The following is a 20,160-nucleotide window of genomic DNA, read 5'->3' on the forward strand; positions in this document are numbered from 1 at the left end:
ATCGATACCGTCTGAGCGTCACCGTCGGCAGCGTTCGGATGAGCGTGATTCGGTTGCGCGAGCCGCTGAGACGGTCTCGAAAGTCCTTCCCGCGGCTGGGCCGCTTGCAACCGCGTATCCGAACACTGCCGCCACCGTCGGGGCGAACGTTTTTAACCGAAGACGGGACCATCGCGTTCCGTGCCCGTCGCTCCCCCCGCGCTCCGGTTTGACCCACCCGCAGTCGTTCCGCTCGCCGTCGCCGCCGCTCTCTGCGCGGTCGCTCTCCTCGCCGTCGCTCGCGGAGTGCGGTTCGCGTTCGAACCGCGCCACCGGGGTCCCGCGGGGCGATGGGCCGCCGGCGGACGGCGTCGCCGGAAGCGGCTAGTCCGTCCGCGGGATCGCGAACGCCCCGGCGAGGAAGAGCAGCGCGGCGAGGGCGGCGAGGACGGCCAGGTTGAACGCGGCGGCATCGCCCCCGGCCGCCGGCGGGTACGTCACCGCCCGGACGCCCCGCGCGAAGTAAGTCAGGGGCGAGAGCGAAAGCGCCGGCCGGAACCACGCCGGCAGCAGGTCGGGCGTGACGAACGTCTCCGAGAGGAAGAGCAGCGGCAGCGCGATCGCGTTGCTCGCGGCGATCACCCCGTCCTGGGAGTCGGCGACGCGGCCGATCACCGCGCCGAGGCCGCAGAACAGCGCCACGGCCAGCGCGACGAAGGGGACGAGCAGCAGCAGGTCTGGGGACGCCGGTACCGACGCGCCGGTGACGAGGACGATGAGCCCGAGCAGCAGCAGGCCGGCCAGGCCGATGACGACCGCGTTGACGAGCGTCTGTCCGAGGAGCCACTCCCAGCGCCGCAGCGGCGTCGTCGCCAGCTTCTCGAAGCGGTTTCCGTCGCGGTGGCGGGCGATCTCGCTGCCCACGCGCGACAGCGGGGTGAAGAGCACCACGACCGCGAGGTAGCCGGCGATGTAGTACCCCGGCGGCTCGGCGAACAGCCCGCCGCCGGTCGGCTGTGTCTCGACGAGCACGCCGAAGATGACGACGAGAATCGCCGGGAAGAAGAACGTGAAGAAGACCGCGGTCCGCCGCCGGAGGAAGGAGAACCACGCGGCGCGGAACTCGGCCGCGATTCGGCGCGTCGCGGTCATCGGGCGCCCCCCGCCGGCGCGGCCCGGCGACGCGGCCCGTCTTCGAACGTTTCGCCCGTCAGGGAGAGGTAGACGTCCTCCAGGCTCGGCTGGGTCCACGCGAGCGAGTCGTACCCGACGCCCGCCGCGTCGAGCGCGGCCACCGCCTCGCCGATGTCGGTCGGGCTGACCCCGCGGAGCACGAGTTCGTCCGCGCTCGCTTCGGCCGCGAAGCCGGCGTCGACGGCCGCCCGGGCCGCCTCCTCCCCGGCCGGGGTCCGGACGACGAGCCTGCTCTTCCCGCCGTGCTCTGCGATCAATCCGTTCGGCGTCCCGACGGCGACGAGGCGGCCGTCGGCGAGGAGGCCGACCCGGTCGGAGAGCCGCTCGACCTCGTCCATCGAGTGGCTCGTCAGGAAGACGGTCGTCCCGCCCGCCGCGAGGTCGGAGAGCAGCGACCAGAGCGACCGCCGCCCCGCCGGGTCGATGCCGGTCGTCGGCTCGTCGAGGAAGAGCACCTCCGGGTCGTTCACGAGCGCGATCCCGACGCAGGTGCGGCGCTGTTGCCCGCCCGAGAGCTTCTCGTACCACGTGTCCGCCGCCCCCGCGAGGCCGACGTCGGCGAGCACCTCGTCGGGGTCGCGCGCCTCGTCGTACAATCCGGCGTAGTAGGAGACGAGTTCGCGGGCGGTGAGTCGCCCGGGCGGCGAAAACGACTGCGGGAGCAGCCCGATCCGCGCCGGGTCGACCGCGGTCGGCTCGCTCCCGAGCACGCGGACCGACCCCCCGTCGATCGTCGTCGTCCCGGTGAGCGCGCGGACGAGCGTCGTCTTGCCCGCGCCGTTCGGACCGATGAGCCCGAACACCTCCCCCGCGGCGACGGACAGCGAGACGCCGTCGAGCGCGACCGTGCCGCCGGAACGGGACGCGTCGTCCCCGGTGCGAGCGGCGCGCCGCGCCTTGCGACCCCCGTACGTCTTGCGGACCTCGTCGGCGACGAGTGCCTCGTCCATACTCGACCCTCGCCGCGTTCGGGAGGTAAGACTTCCCTTCCGCGCCGGCGATCGACGCCCGTCTCGCCTCGCATCCGCCGCCGCGGCGGCGACGTCCGGCGACGGCTCGAAAACCCTACGTCGGGGTCAAAAGCTCCCGCACGTTCACCGTGACGCCGCGCTCCGCGGCCTCGTAAGCCGCCTCGGTCAACGCCGTCACGCGGAGGCCGTCCTCCGCCGAGATTTCGAGTTCGGCCTCGCCCCGGACCGCGTCGACGAAGTTCGCGAGCTTCCGGCGGGTCAGCGCCTCGAAGCTGGGGATCTCGGGCGTCGAGGTGTAGGTGATCCCGTCCGACGCGACCTCGATCGTCTCGCCGTCGAAGCTCACGCTCCCTTCCGTTCCCCATATCTGGAAGCCCTCGCCCGGCTCGGGCGTGCTCTGCCCGTCGCCGCTCACGCCGACGCTCGCGGTGATTTTCGCCCCGCCGCCGGGGCCGCGCCCGTCGCCCTCGCGTTCGAGCGTCACGGCGAGCGCGCTGTTCACGTCCACCGCGTTCCCGAGGCGGTCGACGGTCGCCGCCACCGAGACCGGGACGCTCCGCGTCGTCCAGAGGAGCGAGTCGAGGAGGTGCGAGCCGGAGTCGTACAGCTGGCCGCCGCCGGAGAGGGCGGGGTCGGTGCGCCACCGCCCCCTCGTCACCTCGATCCAGGCCTGTTCGAGGAAACACGAGACCATGTGCGGCTCGCCGATGCGGCCCTCGTCCACGACGCGGCGTATCTCGCGGAACCGGGGGTCGAGGTGGCGCTGGTACCCCACGGCGAGAACGAGTTCGCGCGAGTCGGCCCGGTCGATCAGATCGTGCGCGTGATCGACGTCCGTCACCATCGGCTTTTCGAGGTGGACGTGTACCCCGCGGTCGAGACACTCGCGCGCCTGTTCGTAGTGGCGGGTGTGGGGCGTGACGACGCAGGCCGCGTCGACGGGCTCCGAGTCGAGGAGATCGCGGTAGTTCTCGTACGCGGGCACGTCGAGTTCGGCGGTGACGGCCTCGCGCGCCTCCGGGGAGGGATCCGCGGCGCCCACGACGTCGACGCCGTCCATCTCCGAGAGGAGCCGGAGTTCGAACCGCCCGAGGGCGCCGACGCCGACGCCCGCTACGTTGAGCATGAGAAACGACAGGGCGGGGAGAGTATAAGATCTGCGAACCTGTCCCACGATCCGGGATCGGGGGGCTCGGTTTCCGCGACTGCCACGCTTTTGCCCCGGGCGCCCGAGAGAGCGGACATGGACTACAGACGACTCGGTTCCACGGGCACGAAGGTCTCGGAGCTGTGTTTCGGAACGTGGCGGTTCGGGCGGAAGACGGCGGGAGACGAGTACGAGACGACCCGAGGCGAGGCCCACGATCTCCTCGACGCGTTCGCTGAGCGCGGCGGCAACTTCGTCGACACGGCGAACGTCTACGGCGACCCCAACGGCACGAGCGAGGAGTGGATCGGCGACTGGCTCGCGGGGCGCGACCGCGAGGACTTCGTGCTCGCCTCGAAGGTGTACTTCCCGTTCGACGAGGACAACCCGAACGGGCGCGGCCTCTCGCGAACGCACATCCGGAATCAGATCGACGGCACCCTCGAACGCCTCGGCACGGACTACCTCGACCTCTACTACATCCACCGCTGGGACGAGGAAACCCCGATCGAGGAGACGCTGTCGGCGCTGAACGGGCTGGTCGAGGAGGGGAAGGTGAACTACCTCGGCGCGAGCACGATGGCCGCCTGGCAGCTGACGAAGGCGCTCTGGAAGAGCGAGGTTCACGACTGGGCCCGGTTCGACGTGACCCAGCCGCTGTTTCACGCCGGCTACTACGAGGACGTGAGAGACTACCTCGACGTGTGCGCCGACCAGGAGCTCGCGGTCTGCCCGTACTCGCCGCTCGCGGGCGGGTTCCTGACGGGTAAGTACGAGCGCGCCGACCCGGACGATCCACAGAAGGTGGAAGCGCCGGACGGCTCGCGGGCGAGCTTCGACGAGCGCTTCGGCGACTACTACGTCTCCGAGCGCGGCTGGCGCGTCCTCGACGCGATCCGCGAGGTGGCGGACGAGGTCGACGCCTCGCCGGCGCAGGTCGCGCTCCGCTGGCTCGTGGACCAGCCGGAGTTCACCTGCGTCCCCATCGTCGGCGCGCGGACGGTCGACCAGCTCGACGAGAACGTCGCCGCCTGCGACGTGGACCTCTCCGGGGAGCAGTTCGAGCGCATCCTGAACGCGCGGTACGACGAGGAGGGGAACGTCGTCGGTCACTGACCGCCCGAGCGACCGCAGCGCGTGACCGCCGCGGGATTTTACCGTCCGGGCGCGGTAGTGATACGCGATGGCCCGCTCCGCTCCCGAAGACGACCCGTGTCCCGTCTGCGGCGAACCCTACGACCGACGCGTCCGCATCGAACGCGGCGCCCGGTGGAACGACCTGTACCCCGGCTCGCCGCTCGACTACTTCGAGGAGTACCCGCGTCGGTGCGCGGCCGACTACGACGTCGAAGCCGACGCGGAACTCCCCGGCCGGGAGCGCGCGATCTACCTCCACGCCGGTCGGCGGGGCGCGTCCTTCTTCTGAGCCCCCGGCGGTTCCTCGGTACCTCGGCCGCACAGGCCCGGAACACGTTTCACGCGGTCGTCCCTCGACCCGGTGTGACCCGCCAGCGACGCCGCGTCCGCCGGGCGTACGACTCGATGGCCGCCCGCTACCGGGACGCCCGCTCGGAGAACTTCCGGGAGGTCGACCTGCTGGACGACCTCGGCGTCCGGCTTCGGCCGGGCGCTCGAATCCTCGACGCGGGGTGCGGCTCCGGAACCCCCGGTCTGCGCCGAGCCGACGGCGGGCGCGGGGTCGTCGGCCTCGACTTCTCGCGCGAACAGCTTCGGCTCGCGCGGGACGCCGCGCCCGGGGCGGCGCTCGCGCAGGGCGACGTGACCGCGCTACCCTTCGGTGACGGCGCGTTCGACGCGGTCTGCGCCTTTCACTCGGTCATCCACGTCCCGACCGACGAGCACCCGGCCGTCCTCCGGGAGTTCGCCCGCGCGCTCCGATCCGGCGGCTGGCTCCTCTTTTCGACCGGCGAGGGCGCGTGGGAGGGGTCGAACCCCGACTGGCTCGGAGGCGGCGTCGAGATGCGGTGGAGCTTTCCGGGGCTCGACGCGACGCTCGACGCCCTGTCGGAGGCCGGATTCGCGGTCGAAACGCGGCGGATCGTCGAAGACGAACTCGGGGACGACGGCGGGGCGTTCACGTTCGTGCTCGCGCGACCGGAGTGACCCGCGCGCCGCTATTCCTTCCGACCGCGACGGCCGAACCGGAACGGTCGCCAGTACAGCAGCGCGACCGTGAGGAGGAACACCGCGGTCGAGAGGTCGTACGAGAGCGCCGTCGCGGACGCCGCAAGCGCCGTCCCGCCCCCGAAGACGCCGGTTGCGATCGAGGCGACGATCGGCCACGAACAGGAGACGCAGGAGAGGAGGCCGAGGATCCCCGACACCGCGGCGCCGGCCGCGTCCACGACCGTCGCGTACACGAGGTACGTCAGCGCGGCGTAGCCGATCACCCGCGCCGGCATGAGCACGACGTTCGCCGCGTCGCCCGCGTAGACGAGCGCCGGCCCCCAGCCCGGCGGCAGCCACGCGATCCGAAAGCCCGCCGTTCCGGGCGTCGGTCCGGTCACCAGGCCGCCGGCGACCGCGAGCGCGACGAAGTACAGCGCGGCGACCGCCGCGGCCTTCCGCCGGGTCGACCGACCGGCGGGCGCGACCTCCGTGCGAACGACCGCCCAGATCCCGACCACGATCCACAGCAGGCCGTAGACGGAGTACCGTATCGGGAGCAGCGTCCCCGCCGTGAACAGCACGTACGCGAGCGCGGAGAGGAGCACGGAGTTCAAGAGCAGCCCCCCGTAGAGGAGCGTTTCGCGCGCGGGTCGGAGCCGGCTGGAACTGACGGTACTCATGGTTTCGGATTCCGCGTCGGTCAGATCGCGAGCGCGTCGACGACGATGGCGAGCAGCAGGAAGCCGAGGTAGGCGTTCGAGGCGTGGAACGACCGGAACGCCGCGGCCTCCGTCTGCTCGTAGTGGAGCCGGATGACGGTCCAGAGGAAGACGCCGCCGAACGCGACGCCCGTGACGACGTACAGCGGGCCGAGCGATTCGGCGGCCGCGAGCGCGCCCGCGGCGACGAGCGTCGCGCCGAGGTACCAGAGGATGTGCCGCCTGGTCGCCGTCTCGCCGCGGACGACCGGCATCATGGGGAAGCCGCCGCGCGCGTAGTCGTCCTTGTACGCCAGCGCGAGGTTGTAGAAGTGGGCCGGCGTCCACAGGAAGATGACGACCGCGAGCGCGATCCCCCCGAGGCCGATCTCGCCCGTCACCGCAGCCCAGCCGATCACGGCCGGGAGCGCCCCCGCCAACCCGCCGATGACGGTGTTCTGGACGGTGTTCGGCTTCAGGATCAGCGTGTAGACGACGCTGTAGAACAGGATCGCCGCGAGCCCCAGCGCCGCCGTGAGCGCGTTCACGCTGGCGAACAGCGCGAGCGAGGCTGCCGTCAGCGCCAGGCCGAACGCGACCGCGTTCCGCACCGGCACCAGGTCCGTCGCCAGCGGGCGGTCGCTCGTCCGCGCCATCCGGCGGTCCACGTCGCGTTCGAGAACGTGGTTGAACGTCCCGCTCGCGCCGATGGCGAGCGCCCCGCCCCCGAGCGTCGCGAGGACGGTGGCCGGCGAGAGCCCCGGGCCGCCCGCGAGCGCCATGCCCGCCGAGGCGACGAGACAGAGCAGCCACATCAGCCGGGGCTTCGTCAGCCTGACGTACGCCGCGGCGGTCGCCTTCGCCCGGGCGACCGGGTCGGTCGGGAGGTCCGGGGAGCGATTCGACGCCGGCGGGAGGTCCCGCGCGGGCGGCCGCCCCGGCGCGTCGTCCGGATCGCCCGTCTGCGCTTCCAGGGTCCACGCGAGCGCGGCGACGAGGCCGCCGAAGATTATCATCGCGACGACCAGGTGCACCGCCGACAGGGCGACGCCGCCGCCGGTCGTCGCCACGAGCGCGCCGAGGCCGGCCTGGACGGGGTACAGCGCGAGCGACACGCCGAGGGCGGCGCGGACGCGCGTCGAGGCGCCGCGCCGCCAGCCGGCGACCGTCGTCGCGAGCACGAGCAGGCCGACGAGCGCCGCGACGACTCGGTGTCCGAGCGCGACGTAGCCGTCGGCCGTCGAGGGAAGGGACCAGCCGTCGCCGCACGCCGGCCACGCGGTGCAGGCCGCGCTCGCATCGGTGATGGCCGTCGCCGCCCCGACGGCGAGCAGGAGATAGACGCCCATCGCCGCGGCGCCGAGGAGGCCGGGGAATCGATCTCGTCTCTCTGTTGCTACCACGACTGGGTCACTTGTCGTCGGTTGGAAACGGCGGTACTTAGGCGCGCCGTTTTCCTCGACGGCGTTCGAGAATCGCTCGCGGGGAGGGGTCCGAAACCGCACGCGAGCGGGAAAGTCAGCAGCTATTTACGTCGGGTATCCTAACCCCCGAGTAGCATGAAGCGTACGCGTTTCGCGCTCGTCTCGTTGCTCTCGGCGGTGGCGCTGGCGCTCGCCGTCGAGTCGGTGGCGGCGCAGCCATCGACCACGGCGGAGCTCATAAACGAGCTGAATCTGAAGCTCCTGTACGTCGCGGTGCCGATCACGCTCCTGGTCGAGGTCATCCTTCTCTACACGGTACTGAAGTTCAGAAACAACGACTCCCCGAAGCCGACGCGGGAGAACCGGCGGCTGGAGATCACGTGGACGATCGCGACGGCCATCATCCTCCTCTTCGTCGGCGTCGCCTCCTACGGCGTGCTGGCTAACCCCGACGTCACGTACCTGGAAGAGCCCGGCGCCGAGGCCGGCCCGAGCGAGGGCGACGTGGTCGTCCGGGCGGAGGCGTTCCAGTGGGGCTGGGAGATGAGCTACCCCCGGGAGAACGTGACCAGCGGCACCAACATCGTGCTGCCGCAGGGACAGGACGTGTACATTCAGGTCACCTCCAGGGACGTGATCCACGCGTTCCACGTCCCCGAGATGGGGTTGAAGATGGACGCGTTCCCGGGTAAGGTCCAGACGATCAAGACCACGCCGCTCGAAACCGGCGAGTACCAGGGCTACTGCGCCGAGTACTGCGGCGTCGCCCACTCGCAGATGTACTTCACGGTCGAGGTGGTCCCGCAGGACCAGTACCAGCAGTGGCTGCAGGAGCAGCGACAGTCCCAGCAGGGCGGCGGTGACGGCGGCAACGAGTCCGCCGGCGGCAATGGCAACCAGAGCGCGGACGGCAACGAGTCGGGCGGTAACGCCTCGGCCAGCGTGAACGCGCCGCCCGCGCTGCTCGCGCTCGCGAACTGATCGCCGGTCGCGCTTCTTCTACTCGATCCGACCGACGGTAGACGATACGCCGCCGAGGGCCACGGCTCCGATCCGTTTCTCTCAGTCGCGGTCCTCGCACTCGCGAGACGACGGCCGCGCTCCGCTCCGGGCGTTCCGCCGCCGTCGGCCGACTGGGCCGACCTCAGCCGCGCTCTTCGAGGATGCGCCGGATGATCCGTCCGGTGGACAGCAGCTCGCCGTCGTACCGCGGTTCGCGCGCGGACGCCCGGCGGACCTCGCAGGCGATGCCGCGCTCTTCGAGCGCCGCCTCGATGGCCGCCTCGTCGTGGTGCTGATCGTACCCGAGCGCGATGACGTCGGGGTCGATCCGCTCGATGGGGACGAAGATGTCCTCGGGGTGGCCGAGGTGCGCCTCGTCGACGACTTCGAGCGCGGCGACCATGTCCCGACGCTGGCGGTCGGGGAGGATCGGCTTCCGCTTGTGCGTGACGTTCGAGCGGCGGGCGATGATGACGTGGAGTTCGTCGCCCATCGCCGCCGCGTCTTCGAGGTAGTGGAGATGTCCGGGGTGGAGGATGTCGAACGTCCCCTGTGCGATAACGGTCGTCATAGGTCGTCTGCGAGTTCCTCGTCGATGTCCGCCTGGTCGAAGTCGAAGAACGATTCGGCGTCCGGGAGCTCTACGTCGAGCACGTCGAGCGTTCGCGGCTCGCCCTCCCGGTCGAACGCGCGCCAGTCGGACCGCCGGTAGGGCGCGCCGATGATGACGTGAACCTGCCCCCGCGTGAACGTCGCCAGGTCGGCGTCGCTCGGCCGCAAGACGCCGTTCGGGTGCGAGTGGACGGACCCGACGGCGCGCACGTCGTTCGGGACGAGGCTCGTCCGAACGGTCGCGCTCACCGGGTTGGATTCCGTCGCCGGGATGACCAGCACGTCGGTGATCACCGTCCCGTCGCGGTCCAGGCCCAACCGCCGGGCGTCCTCGCCGCGCAGGAGCCCCATGTACTCGTTCGGGTGAGACTCCTCCGACGCTTCGAGCGCGAACTCGAGCGTCTCCTCGGCGATGCCGAGGAGATCGCCCGACCGGAAGAGGCGCATGTCCTATCTCGGGTGCGTCGCCTTCTAAGGGTTCCGAAAGGTCGCGCGGCGATGATGTAAAGCTTAACTCCCGGCCCCCACTTACCTCGCCCATGACCGATGTGACCGCCGGGGATTCCGGCACCGGGTCGAATTCGCGGCCCGTCGTTTACGATCTCGCACCCGCCTGCACGGTCTCCGACGTGGAGATCGGCGCCTTCTATCACGCCGTGGTCAACGGCGTCGTCGACTACGGCGTCTTCGTCGACGTTTCGGACGCGGTCTCCGGGCTCGTCCACGAGTCGAACCTCGACCGGAAGTACGGCGTCGGCGACCGGCTCATCGTCGAACTGACGGAGATCAAGGAGAACGGCGACATCGCGTTCGACGTCGCCGACCCCGAGAACTACCGCACCGTCGCCGTCGACTGCGCGCCCGAGACGACCGCCGTCGACTCGCTCGTCGCGGGCGAGGAGGCGATCGTCGAGGGGACGGTCGTGCAGATCAAACAGACGGGCGGCCCCACGATCTTCCACGTCAACGACGGAACGGGTATCGTCGCGTGCGCCGCCTTCGAGGAGGCGGGCGTCCGCGCGCACCCGGACGTCGAGGTCGACGACGCGGTTCGGGTCCGAGGGGACGTCGAGCGGCACGACGGAGCGAAGCAGGTCGAGGCCGAGTCGCTCGAACGGCTCGACGGCGAGACGGCCGAGTCCGTCCGGGAGGACATCGACGCCGCGCTGACAGAGCGGGCTGAGCCGCACGACGTCGACCCGCTCGTGGAGTGGCCCGAGTTCGAGAAGCTGCGCGACGATCTCGAAGGGGTCGCGCGCCTGCTCCGGCGCACGGTGCTCGAAGGCCGGCCGATCCGCGTCCGACACCACGCCGACGGCGACGGGATGTGCGCGTCGATCCCCGTCCAGCTCGCGCTGGAGCGGTTCATCGCCGAGGTCCACGAGGACCCCTCGGCCCCCCAGCACCTCTTCAAGCGGCTGCCGAGCAAGGCCCCCTTCTACGAGATGGAGGACGTGACCCGCGACCTGAACTTCGCGCTCGAAGGGCGGGCCCGCCACGGGCAGAAGCTCCCGTTCCTCCTGATGCTCGACAACGGGAGCACCGAGGAGGACGTCCCGGCTTACGAGAACCTCGCGCACTACGACATCCCGATCGCGGTCATCGACCACCACCACCCGGACCCGGATGCGGTGAACCCGCTCCTGAGCGCGCACGTGAATCCCTACCTCTACGACGAGGACTACCGCATCACGACGGGGATGATGTGCGTCGAACTCGCGCGGATGATCGACCCCGATCTGACGGCCGGCCTCCGGCACGTGCCCGCCGTCGCCGGGCTCTCGGACCGCTCGAAGGCCGAGGCCATGGGCGAGTACGTCGCCCTCGCCGAGTCGGAGGGGTACAGCCGCGAGGACCTCGAAAACATCGGCGAGGCGCTCGACTACGCGGCTCACTGGCTCCGCTACGACGCCGGCGAGACGCTCGTCAACGACGTGCTCAACGTCGGCTGCGAGGACGAGGCGCGCCACCGCGAGCTCGTCGCGTTCCTCTCCGAGCGCGCGGAGCGCGACGTCGAGCGCCAGCTCGAAGCCGTCGAACCGCACGTCGACCACGAGCGGCTTTCGAGCGGCGCGCACCTCTACACCGTCGACCTCGACCGCTTCGCCCACCGCTTCACGTACCCCGCGCCCGGCAAGACGACGGGGCAGCTCCACGACCGGAAGGTGACAGAGACGGGCGAGTCGGTCATCACGGTCGGCTACGGCCCCGACTTCGCCGTCCTCCGATCCGACGGCGTCCGGCTCGACATCCCGCAGATGGTCGCCGAACTGAACGAGGAGGTCACCGGGGGCGGCGTCAACGGCGGCGGCCACCTCGTCGTCGGCTCCATCAAGTTCGTCAAGGGCATGCGGGAGGCGGTCATCGACAGCCTGGTCGACAAGATGGCCGACGCCGACCTCGACGAGAACCTCTCGAGCACCGCGACGATCGACACCTGAGCGCCGCCCGCGGTCAGCTTCTTCCCTCCCGTGTCCGACCGACGTCGACCGTGAGCCTCCGGCGGGCGAACGCGAGCGCGACCGCCGCCGCGACGGCGACGGCGGCGAGGAGACCGACGGGCAGCCGGGGCGTCCCGGCGTTCCAGTCCGACTCGAACACGCCCCGGTAGTACGCCGCCGCGTCCCGGCTTTCGAGCACCAGCGCGACCTCGCGGTTCTCGCGCACCGAGTGGTTGTTCCAGTTCGCGCTGCCGACCACGACCGTCCGGTCGTCGACGACGACGCCCTTCGCGTGGATCTTCTCGTACCGCCCCCGGGGCTCGGCGACGCGCGCGGACAGCGGCAGGTCGCGCCGCTCCGCGTGGGCGTTCAGGCCGTCGACGAGCGCGCGGTTCTCCTCGGCGACGTACCACGCCCCCGAGAGGAGGATCCGAACGCGGACGCCCCGCTCAGCGGCCCGAACGCACGCCCGGAGGAAGGGGTGCGTGGGACTTCCGACGGTCGGCTGGATCACGTCGATCCGGTCGGTCGCCCCGTCGAGTTCGCGGACGATCCCCGCCTCCGCGTTTCCGGGCGCCGTCAGGATTCGCACGCGATCCACGCCCACGGGCTCGGGGTCGACCCGCGCGGGGTAACTCCCGTCGGCCGGCTCCGACGGGTGAAACGTTCGCCCCCGCCTGAACCCCTCCCACGGCGTCGAATCCCGCCACCCGGTGTCGGTTTCGAACACGCGAGCGAGTTCGGCGGCGACCTCGGGCGATCGGACGACTACGCCCCACCCGCGACTGCCGTTGCCGCCGGTGCCGGACGGCTTCCAGTTCTCGGTCAGCACGATCGCCCGGTCGTCGACGACCGCGTACTTCGCGTGGTGGAAGGCGTACCGCGCCCGCTCGCCCCCGACGACCTCGACCTCGACGCCAGCCGCGACGAGCCGGTCGAGCGCCGCCGCTTCCCGATCCGTCATCCCGCCGACGGGGGCGTCGTCGACGAGCACCCGGACGGCGACGCCGCGCCCCGCGGCCGCGGCGAGCTCGTCGGCGATCCGACGCGAGGTGAAGGTGTAGCCCGCGAGCAGGATCCGCCGGTCGGCGCGCCGAAGCGCCGTCGCCGGGACCGAAGGGGCGTCCGGGAGGACGAACGCGCGGGCGGTCGCGGGGCCGGCGTCGAACACCGGCCGCGGACGGTACCCCAGCGGCCGCCACCGCGGCTCGCCGCCCCTGATCCATCGTTCGCCCTCCGGCGCGCGGGCGTAGGACACCGCGTCGACGACCTCCCCGTCGCGCAGGAGGCGCAGGTCGTCCCCGTCGTTCGCGAGGGCGACGCCGCCCGAAACTTCCACGACGCGGTGCGGCCCGGTGGCCGACGCCGCGTCCGGGTCCGGGCTGAGCGCGACGCGGCCCGCGGTCCCGTTCGGGATCCGCGCGGTCGTCCCGTCGTCGACGAGCGACCAGTTTCCGGCCGTCGGAAGGTCGACGACGACGAACTCGCCGCGGTCGCCGTCCGCGACGGGATTCGGGTAGAGCGCGACGATACGTCCCCCCCGCGGATCGGCCGGATCGGTCTCGTTTCCGACGGGATCGGCCGAAACCGTCGCCGTCAGCACGAGCAGGCAGGCGACGCAGGCGACGATGCGGGACACGGGACGCGTTGGTCCCCTTCTCGGGGATAAACGTTCGGCTCGAAAATCACAACGATACGCCAACTCTCGAACAGGTGCGGTAAGTATAGGAGTGTCCGGGTGCCAGTGAGGTTGATGAACGTTGCCCTCTTCGGTCCGTGCGGTCGGACGGGCCGCCGGGTTCTCTCGGAGCTCCTCGACGGCGGCCACGAGGTCACGGCGCTCACCCGGTCCCCGTCCGACTTGCCGGATCGCTCGCGCCTTCGAACGGTGCGCGGAGACGTTCGCGACGCGGCGCTGGTACGGGAGGCGGTTCGGGGTAATCAGGCCGTCGTGAGTGCCCTCGACGACTCGCAGGCGGAATCCGACGGCGTTTCGGTTCTCTCGACCGGGACGGCGAACGTCGTCGACGGGATGCGGGCGACCGCCGTCGGCCGGCTCGTCGTCGTCGCCGGCGCGGAGATCCTCCAGTCGACCCCGGACGCCCTCCGAATCGACGATCCATACGCGCGGAGCTTTCACCCGGAGCTCGCGGACGAGTACCGCGCCATCTACCACACGCTCCGCCAGTCGGGGCTCGCCTGGACCGCGGTCTGCGTCCCGTCGGTCACCGACGAGGACGCGAGAGGCGGCTACAGAACGGCGGTCGAGACGCTCCCCGCCGACGGGGCGCGCATCTCGACGGGCGATCTCGCGGCGTTCGTCGCCGACATCCTGGACGACGGGTACGTCGGAAAACGGGTCGGAATTTCGTACTGAACGGGCGCTTCGGGCGCTCCGTGGCGGATCCGTCGCTTTTCCCCGCCTCTCCCGTCACGCGGTCTGTTCGACGCGCAGCGCCTCGGCGGCCTTCTCCGCCTCGGTCTGCACGAGGAACGTCCGGTCGTCGGCGTGCTCTGCGGCGGCCTCCAGCGCCTCCCTCGTGCCGATCTGCCGGAGCGCCCACGCAGCGCTGGCGCGGACGTTGGCGTTCTCGTCGTCCGAGAGCGCGTCCGAGAGGGGTTCGATCGCCCGCGTGTCGCCGATGAGTCCGAGCGCGCGGGCCGCGTGCGGGCGGACGTTGTCGTTCTCCATCACCAGCTTGTTCGCGAGCGCCTGGGTCGCCTCCTCGCTGCCGATCTCGCCGAGCGCCTTGAACGTCACCTTCTGGAGCGCGGGGTCCTTGTCGGTGTCCACGTATCCGAGGAGCGTTTCGACGGCGTCCTCGGCGGCCATCTTGCCGAGCGCCGTGATGGCAGCCTTGTCGCGCTTCTGCGCGCGCTGGTGCATCGCGTCGAACGCCCGCTGGTCGTTCATCCGGGTGATCGCTTCGAGGCAGTGTTCCTCCATGAACTCGGAGCCGAGCAGGTCGAGCGCGAGGAGGATCATCTCCACGTTCCCGCGCTTTTCGTGCTCCTTGAGCGCGCTCCACTCCGGCGGGAAGTCCTTGTAGTGGCCGAGCACGTCGTAGAAGCCCTCCGCCGCCAGCTTCTCCCGCACTTCGAGGTCGTCCCACTCCTGGGCGTCTTCGAGGTCGGCTTCGAGCCCCTCCGCGGCTTCGAGCAGTTCGGCGATCGTCTCGTCGTCCTCGTCGGGGTCGAGCGAGCTGTTCTCGACGGCCGCGGCGGCGTCGTCGAGAGTGTCCGTCAGCTCCTCTTCGTCGCGACCGTCGACGGAGAGGCTCGACCCGAGAATCCCGTTGACCGAGTCGGCGAACGCCTCGACGGCTTCGGCGATCTCCGTTTCGCCCCGCTCGGTCCAGCGCGTGTCTTCGATCTTCGACCGCGCGCCCTCGATCTTCTCGACCACGTCCGACGCGTACGGGCCGCGCTGTTCCTCCAGTCGGTCGCGGAGGTCCGAGAGCCGCGATTCGAGCTCCTCGCGCGGGTCCTCGGCGTCCTCCTCCTCGTCCTCGTCCGGTTCGGGGAGGTCGGCGGCTTCGAGGTCAGCCTCGACGAGATCCAGGCCCGCTTCGACCTCGTCGAGGTCGGCCTCGGTCTCGGCGGCTTCGAGGTCGGACTCGGCCTCGTCGAGCCGTTCGTCGAGGCTCTCGGCCGTGATCTCGGTCTCCGCTTCGGCCTCGGACTCAGACTCGGACTCCTCCGCCTCGGCGGCCGACTCCTCGCTCTCGCCTTCGACGTCCGACTCCTCTGTCGTCTCCTCGGGCTCCCCCGCGGGCGCGTCGTCGTCCCCGTTGCTCATGTGGCGGAACTCCGTCCGTGAGCGAAAAGAGCGTTTCCATTCACCCTCTCGGGGCGAGCAACGCGCGCGGGGCTCCGCGGTCCTCCGGCGACCCCGCCGCGCACCGACTCGACGCGCCCGGACGGGCGTTCGTCGACGCCTCCGGCGCGTCCGCCACCGGGCGTCGCTCCCCGTTGTAGCACCGTCCGCGTACACTCCGGGCCGTCCCCAGTTCGTCCCGCAGGTTAGTCGTGCTGGACCCGCCGCTGGCGGGTTTCGGACCCGCACGCGAGACAGACGGTGATCCGACTCGGCGAGCGGGCGTACTTCTCGTTCTGCGGGGCGACGTCCTCCCCGTCGGTCGTTCGCTCTATCGAGATCCGAACCTCGTGTCTGGTCTCCGTTTCGCACCTCTCACAGCGGCGCACTACCTCGTTCCTGCTCAGATCACGCTCCGACGTCATGGTGGATCGTTCTGCGTGGTCGCTTCCCGTTGTCGGCTCGGCCCCGGCGGATCGCCGAAGAAACCCGCTCCGGCGTCCCTCGGGGGCCGTGCGTTACGCATTCGAAGGTCCCTTCGGCGGATGAAGATACGGACTTGATGGGACAAGCTATTCATGTGCGATCCAGCTCGTTTCCAGAGAGACTAACGCCGCCGATCGCGATAAGCGCGCTACGAGTGCGGGAGGAACACCACGCGTTTTCGGCGGGTTTTCGTCACCGACCGGACCGCCCGTCGCCGCACGGCGGAAGGTGAACACTTTTGCCGGCGCCGTGAAAGTTCAGCCCATGACGACGGTCGCCGTTCCGCAGCTTTCGGTCCGAGACCTGGAGCCGGAGGCGAACCTCGCGGCCATCGCCGACCGGACGAACGCCCTCCCCGGCCGGGTCGACGTCGCCCTGTTTCCCGAGTACGCCTTCACGGGATTCGTCGCCGACGAGCGCGTCGAGAACGCGGCGCTGGACCGCGACGGTCCGGAGGTGGAGCGGCTGCGGGAGATCGCGGCGAGGAACGGCCTGGACGTGCTCGCCGGGTACGTCGAGCGGGGACGGGACGGCCTCTACAACGCCGCCGCGTACGTCCGCTCCGACGGGGCCGCGACGGTGTACCGGAAGCGCCACCTCTGGGGCGGCGAGCGCGAGGTGCTCCAACCGGGCGACGAGCGGGTGACGATCGAGACGCCGGTCGGCCGGACGGGGCTTCTCACCTGTTACGATCTGAACTTCGTCGGCGACAGCGCGTCGTTCGCCCGCGAGCGGATCGACGCGCTGTTCGTCCTCGGCGCGTGGCCCGCGACCCACGCGGAGAACTGGCGGCTGTTGCTCCGCGCGCGGGCCCTCGACGGCGTGCGCTGGGTCGTCGGCGCGGGTCGAACCGGACGGCGGACCGTTCCCGACGCGCCCCGGACGGAGTACGCTGGTCGCTCGGCGGTCGTCCGGCCCGACGGGACGGTGTACGCGGCGCTGAACCGCGGCGAGCGGGACCTCGTCGTCGACGTCGATCGCGCGACGCTCGCCGAACACCGGTCCTTCATTCCCGTTCTCGACGGCTGACTCCCCGTCGGCGGTTCGCGACCGCGCTCTCCGCACCGATCCGCTTCCCGCACGCACCGACCGCGGCCCCTCGTCCGACGGTCCGGATAAACTTCGGCTGGGGTTATTATTCTCTGCGCGGTGTGTTAACACCCCGTAACCGGCCGAACGGATCCGGGCGGCCGATGAGGAAAGAAATTTTTAGGAAAACCAAAAAAGGGTTTTTGTCGTGTGAATCTTTAAGTGGGTGGCGCGCGTACGTGTAGCCGTCATGAGCACGCAGAAGACCGTCCGGCAGCCGGCCGACGAGATCGAAGAGAACTCCCTCCGGATCGGCAAGGACAAGGCGGAGCAGATCATCGACGCGCTGAACACGGACCTGGCGAACTCGTACGTCCTGTACCACCAGCTCAAGAAGCACCACTGGACCGTCGAGGGCTCCGAGTTCCTCGACCTCCACGAGTTCCTCGAGGAGGCGTACGAGCACGCCGAGGAGGGCGCCGACGTGATCGCCGAGCGCGCTCAGGCGCTCGGCGGCGTCCCGGTTTCGGGCCCGTCGAACCTCGAAGAGCGCGCCACGGTCGAGTTCGAGGGCGAGGACGTCTACGACATCCGCACGGCGTTCGAGAACGACCTCGAGATGTACGGCGAGATCATCGAGGGGATGCGCGAGCACATCCAGCTCGCCAACAACCTCGGCGACTACGCCACCGAGGAGATCCTGCGCGAGATCCTCGTTCACGTCGAAGAGGACGCCCACCACATCGAGCACTACCTCGAGGACGACACCCTCGTGCTCGAATCGGCGACGAAGTAAGCCGGACCCGCTCCGCTTTTCGCTTTTTTCGGACGCGCCCGCGCCGCGATACCCCGGGGAGCCGACGCCGTTCCGCGAGCGACCGGGGCGAGAAACTGATCGGCAACGGGGCCCCGTGAGACCCCTCTCGACGACGGCGGACCGGCCGGTCGCGCGTCCTCGGCGGAAGGGGGAGAGCGCGGAGAACTGTCCGTTACTGCACGAGGTCTACCGTGAGGTCGGTCGCGATCCACCCGTCGCTGTTCCCTTCTTCGGTGAAAACGGTCCGGTTCGGAGAGGTGCGACACGCTGAAACGCAGAATTCGGGTTCTCCCGGTTCGTCCGCGGAGTCCGCGTCGCGGGCGTCGGTGACTGCCATGGACGGAGTTAGGCGAGCCTAAAGGTAAATATGTTTTGGTTGGCCTAAATCTCCGATCGCCGAACGGTTCGATCCGGGGGCGCCGTCACAGCGGCAGCCACCCGCTGCCGCAGTCGCGCTCCGGCAGGTACCACCGCTGCACCGGCGCGCCGTCCCGGACGCGGAGCTCGATGAGGGCGTCGAACGCCCGGCCGAGTCGGACGACGGCGGGATCGTCCGCCCTCGCGGGGAGGTGGTAGTGCGCCATGCCCGAGACGGCCTTGACGCGGTTCGTCACGGCGGCGACGAGCCGGCGAACCGCCGGCTCCTCGTAGGTCGAAAGCAGCGGCGAGAGCGAGTCCAGACAGAGGCGGAGTTCGCCGGGACGCAGCGCTCCGGCTTCGGACTCGAAGCTCCCTATCTCGTCGGAGACGATCGAGGCGAGGCGGCTGAGGCGCTCCGAGCGGACGGTTCGTCGGGGAACGGGTTCCGGGGCGCTCGGCGCGCTCGCGGCGTCCGGTCGGCGGGTCGCGGTCGCTCTCGACACCACGCGGACGGTCGAGGGCCCGATCGGTCCGTTACCGAGCCGCTCGTCGGTGGCCGCGTCGCCGGTGAACACGAACAGCCGCCGCCGCGGTCCGACCGTCGCGTCGCCGAGCAGCCGTCGCGCCGCCGCGCGCCGCGCCTCCGACGACGGCGTGCCCACGACCAGGATGCCGCAGCCCCGGCGCTTCAGTTCGGCGAGCGACCGGGCGAACTCGTCCTCTTCGCTGCGCCTCATTTCCCTTCGTTCAAAGTATTCGAAGCATTACATAATAAGTTTACCGGGCGGAATTCAGGGTGGGTAGAGGCAAGGGACGGCCCGAGTCAACAGCGGTTTCACGGGCGCTTTCGTATCGACGCCGATGACAGACTCGCTGTTCAGTCGCTTCTCGCTCCGCGGAACGACGATCGCGAACCGGGTGATGGTCTCGCCGATGTGTCAGTACTCGGCGCCCGACGGCGTCGCCACCGACTGGCACCTGGTCCACCTCGGGAGCCGCGCGGTCGGGGGCGCGGGGATCGTCATGACCGAGGCGACGGCGGTCGAACCCCGCGGACGGATTTCGCCGCAGGACCTCGGGATCTGGAACCACGAGCTGGCCGACGCGCTCGCGCCGATCGCGGCGTTCATCCGTTCGCAGGGGAGCGTCCCGGCGATCCAACTCGCCCACGCCGGTCGAAAGGCCAGCAAGTCGCGGCCCTGGGAGGGGAGCCGTCCGGTGTCCCCCGACGACGGCGGCTGGGACGTGATCGCCCCGAGCGACGATCCCTGGCCCTACGAGGGCGAGCCGCCCCGAACGAGCGCGATGACGGCGGACGACGTCGACGACGTGATCGACGCGTTCGCGCGGGCGGCGGAGCGGGCGCTCGAAGCCGGATTCGAGATCGCGGAGGTCCACGCCGCCCACGGCTACCTCCTGCACGAGTTCCTCTCCCCGGTCACGAACCGCCGGGATGACGCGTACGGCGGGAGCTTCGAGAACCGGACGCGCCTCACGCGCGAGGTGACGGCCGCGGTCCGCGCCGTCTGGCCGGACGACAGGCCCGTGTTCGTCCGCATCTCCGCGACCGACTGGCTGCCAGACCGCGACTCGTGGGACCTCGACCAGTCGATCCGCCTCGCGCCGCTGCTCGCGGAAGCGGGCGCAGACCTGATCGACGTGAGCGCGGGCGGCGTTCACCCCGATCAGCGGGTCCCCGACCCCGGACCCGGCTATCAGATCCCCTACGCCGAGGCGATCAGGGAGGAGACGGACCTCGCCGTCGGCGCGGTCGGCGGCATCACGACGCCCCGGCAGGCGGATCAGCTGATCCGGAACGGCCGGGCCGACCTCGCGATCGTCGGCCGCGAGCACCTCCGCGACCCGTACTTCGCGCTGCACGCCGCCGGGGAACTCGGCGCGGACGCCGAGTGGCCGGTGCAGTACCGGCGCGCGGTCGACTGATCGGGTCAGCGCCGGTCCGTGCGGAGCCGCGCCCGTCCGCGCCACGCCCGTCCGCGCCACGCCCGTCGCGCCACGCCCATCCGCGCCGGTCCAACGCTTAAGCGGCGGC

At 70.6% G+C, this 20,160-nt stretch carries 21 protein-coding genes; 9 read left to right on the forward strand and 12 right to left on the reverse strand.

Translation table 11 applies throughout. The annotated features are described in order from the left end of the window. Positions 1-363: 363 nt before the first annotated feature. The 3 genes from CNO20_RS12485 to CNO20_RS12495 form a co-directional block, all read right to left on the reverse strand. Complete coding sequence (locus CNO20_RS12485) at positions 364-1,131, reverse strand: ABC transporter permease (RefSeq protein ID WP_101296455.1); 768 nt, start codon at positions 1,129-1,131, stop codon at positions 364-366. After that, the gene (locus CNO20_RS12490) at positions 1,128-2,123 is read right to left on the reverse strand and encodes an ABC transporter ATP-binding protein (RefSeq protein ID WP_101296456.1); all 996 of its coding nucleotides are present in this window, start codon (positions 2,121-2,123) and stop codon (positions 1,128-1,130) included. Before CNO20_RS12490 ends, CNO20_RS12485 begins: the two co-directional genes overlap by 4 nt. A 115-nt stretch (positions 2,124-2,238) precedes the next feature. After that, a complete protein-coding gene (locus tag CNO20_RS12495) occupies positions 2,239-3,270 on the reverse strand; it encodes a Gfo/Idh/MocA family protein (RefSeq protein ID WP_101296457.1) in 1,032 nt (343 codons plus the stop codon). 117 nt (positions 3,271-3,387) lie between these two features. On the opposite strand from CNO20_RS12495, the gene CNO20_RS12500 reads away from it, so the two are divergent. The 3 genes from CNO20_RS12500 to CNO20_RS12510 all read left to right on the forward strand — a co-directional run bounded on the left by CNO20_RS12500 (position 3,388) and on the right by CNO20_RS12510 (position 5,415). Beyond that, the gene (locus CNO20_RS12500; RefSeq protein WP_101296458.1) at positions 3,388-4,407 is read left to right on the forward strand and encodes an aldo/keto reductase; all 1,020 of its coding nucleotides are present in this window, start codon (positions 3,388-3,390) and stop codon (positions 4,405-4,407) included. Between the two features lie 67 nt (positions 4,408-4,474). Next, positions 4,475-4,717 (forward strand): hypothetical protein, encoded by a 243-nt coding sequence (locus CNO20_RS12505; protein ID WP_101296459.1) that lies wholly within the window; start codon positions 4,475-4,477, stop codon positions 4,715-4,717. A 74-nt stretch (positions 4,718-4,791) separates the two neighbouring features. Beyond that, the gene (locus CNO20_RS12510) at positions 4,792-5,415 is read left to right on the forward strand and encodes a class I SAM-dependent methyltransferase (RefSeq protein ID WP_101296460.1); all 624 of its coding nucleotides are present in this window, start codon (positions 4,792-4,794) and stop codon (positions 5,413-5,415) included. Positions 5,416-5,426: 11 nt separating this feature from the next. Here the strand turns inward: CNO20_RS12510 and CNO20_RS12515 are convergent, their stop codons facing one another. Together CNO20_RS12515 and CNO20_RS12520 are read right to left on the reverse strand one after the other, a co-directional pair. Then, a complete protein-coding gene (locus tag CNO20_RS12515) occupies positions 5,427-6,101 on the reverse strand; it encodes a DUF7546 family protein (RefSeq protein WP_101296461.1) in 675 nt (224 codons plus the stop codon). 20 nt (positions 6,102-6,121) lie between these two features. Further along, on the reverse strand, positions 6,122-7,468 hold the full coding sequence (locus CNO20_RS12520) for a heme o synthase (protein WP_101296462.1): 1,347 nt from the start codon (positions 7,466-7,468) through the stop codon (positions 6,122-6,124). Between the two features lie 210 nt (positions 7,469-7,678). Here CNO20_RS12520 and coxB point away from each other — a divergent pair, with 210 nt between their 5' ends. Next, positions 7,679-8,524, forward strand: coding sequence for a cytochrome c oxidase subunit II (gene coxB / locus CNO20_RS12525; RefSeq protein ID WP_101296463.1), 846 nt, complete (start codon positions 7,679-7,681; stop codon positions 8,522-8,524). A gap of 163 nt (positions 8,525-8,687) precedes the next feature. Here coxB and CNO20_RS12530 read toward each other — a convergent pair whose 3' ends face one another. After that, complete coding sequence (locus CNO20_RS12530) at positions 8,688-9,116, reverse strand: FAD synthase family protein (RefSeq protein WP_101296464.1); 429 nt, start codon at positions 9,114-9,116, stop codon at positions 8,688-8,690. Next, positions 9,113-9,604, reverse strand: a complete 492-nt coding sequence (locus tag CNO20_RS12535; protein WP_101296465.1) for a Mov34/MPN/PAD-1 family protein — start codon at positions 9,602-9,604, stop codon at positions 9,113-9,115. The genes CNO20_RS12530 and CNO20_RS12535 overlap by 4 nt, the downstream gene beginning before the upstream one ends. A gap of 92 nt (positions 9,605-9,696) precedes the next feature. On the opposite strand from CNO20_RS12535, the gene CNO20_RS12540 reads away from it, so the two are divergent. Beyond that, the gene (locus tag CNO20_RS12540) at positions 9,697-11,598 is read left to right on the forward strand and encodes a Hef-associated nuclease (protein ID WP_101296466.1); all 1,902 of its coding nucleotides are present in this window, start codon (positions 9,697-9,699) and stop codon (positions 11,596-11,598) included. A gap of 13 nt (positions 11,599-11,611) precedes the next feature. Here the strand turns inward: CNO20_RS12540 and CNO20_RS12545 are convergent, their stop codons facing one another. Continuing rightward, positions 11,612-13,237: a phospholipase D-like domain-containing protein gene (locus CNO20_RS12545; protein WP_101296467.1), complete on the reverse strand. Its 1,626-nt coding sequence runs from the start codon at positions 13,235-13,237 to the stop codon at positions 11,612-11,614. 114 nt (positions 13,238-13,351) lie between these two features. On the opposite strand from CNO20_RS12545, the gene CNO20_RS12550 reads away from it, so the two are divergent. Further along, positions 13,352-13,975 carry an NAD(P)-dependent oxidoreductase gene (locus tag CNO20_RS12550; RefSeq protein ID WP_101296468.1) on the forward strand — a complete coding sequence of 208 codons (624 nt, stop codon included), beginning with the start codon at positions 13,352-13,354 and terminating at the stop codon, positions 13,973-13,975. Between the two features lie 54 nt (positions 13,976-14,029). Here the strand turns inward: CNO20_RS12550 and CNO20_RS12555 are convergent, their stop codons facing one another. Both CNO20_RS12555 and CNO20_RS12560 read right to left on the reverse strand, forming a co-directional pair. Further along, positions 14,030-15,397, reverse strand: a complete 1,368-nt coding sequence (locus CNO20_RS12555; protein WP_101296469.1) for a HEAT repeat domain-containing protein — start codon at positions 15,395-15,397, stop codon at positions 14,030-14,032. 224 nt (positions 15,398-15,621) lie between these two features. Then, complete coding sequence (locus CNO20_RS12560) at positions 15,622-15,840, reverse strand: DUF7835 family putative zinc beta-ribbon protein (protein WP_101296470.1); 219 nt, start codon at positions 15,838-15,840, stop codon at positions 15,622-15,624. Positions 15,841-16,165: 325 nt separating this feature from the next. On the opposite strand from CNO20_RS12560, the gene CNO20_RS12565 reads away from it, so the two are divergent. Further along, positions 16,166-16,930 (forward strand): carbon-nitrogen hydrolase family protein, encoded by a 765-nt coding sequence (locus CNO20_RS12565; protein WP_101296471.1) that lies wholly within the window; start codon positions 16,166-16,168, stop codon positions 16,928-16,930. A 250-nt stretch (positions 16,931-17,180) separates the two neighbouring features. Then, the gene (dpsA, locus tag CNO20_RS12570) at positions 17,181-17,726 is read left to right on the forward strand and encodes a DNA starvation/stationary phase protection protein DpsA (protein ID WP_101296472.1); all 546 of its coding nucleotides are present in this window, start codon (positions 17,181-17,183) and stop codon (positions 17,724-17,726) included. 193 nt (positions 17,727-17,919) lie between these two features. Here dpsA and CNO20_RS23405 read toward each other — a convergent pair whose 3' ends face one another. Beyond that, positions 17,920-18,084, reverse strand: coding sequence for a hypothetical protein (locus CNO20_RS23405; RefSeq protein WP_199174841.1), 165 nt, complete (start codon positions 18,082-18,084; stop codon positions 17,920-17,922). An 85-nt stretch (positions 18,085-18,169) separates the two neighbouring features. Continuing rightward, entirely contained in the window at positions 18,170-18,844 is a 675-nt protein-coding gene (locus CNO20_RS12575) for a DUF7504 family protein (protein WP_101296473.1), read from the reverse strand. A gap of 124 nt (positions 18,845-18,968) precedes the next feature. Between CNO20_RS12575 and CNO20_RS12580 the strand changes: the two genes are divergently transcribed. Further along, positions 18,969-20,051, forward strand: coding sequence for an NADH:flavin oxidoreductase/NADH oxidase (locus CNO20_RS12580; protein WP_101296474.1), 1,083 nt, complete (start codon positions 18,969-18,971; stop codon positions 20,049-20,051). The last annotated feature ends 109 nt before the right edge of the window (positions 20,052-20,160 follow it).

The sequence above is a fragment of the Halegenticoccus soli genome (assembly GCF_002844195.1).
GTDB lineage: Archaea > Halobacteriota > Halobacteria > Halobacteriales > Haloferacaceae > Halegenticoccus > Halegenticoccus soli.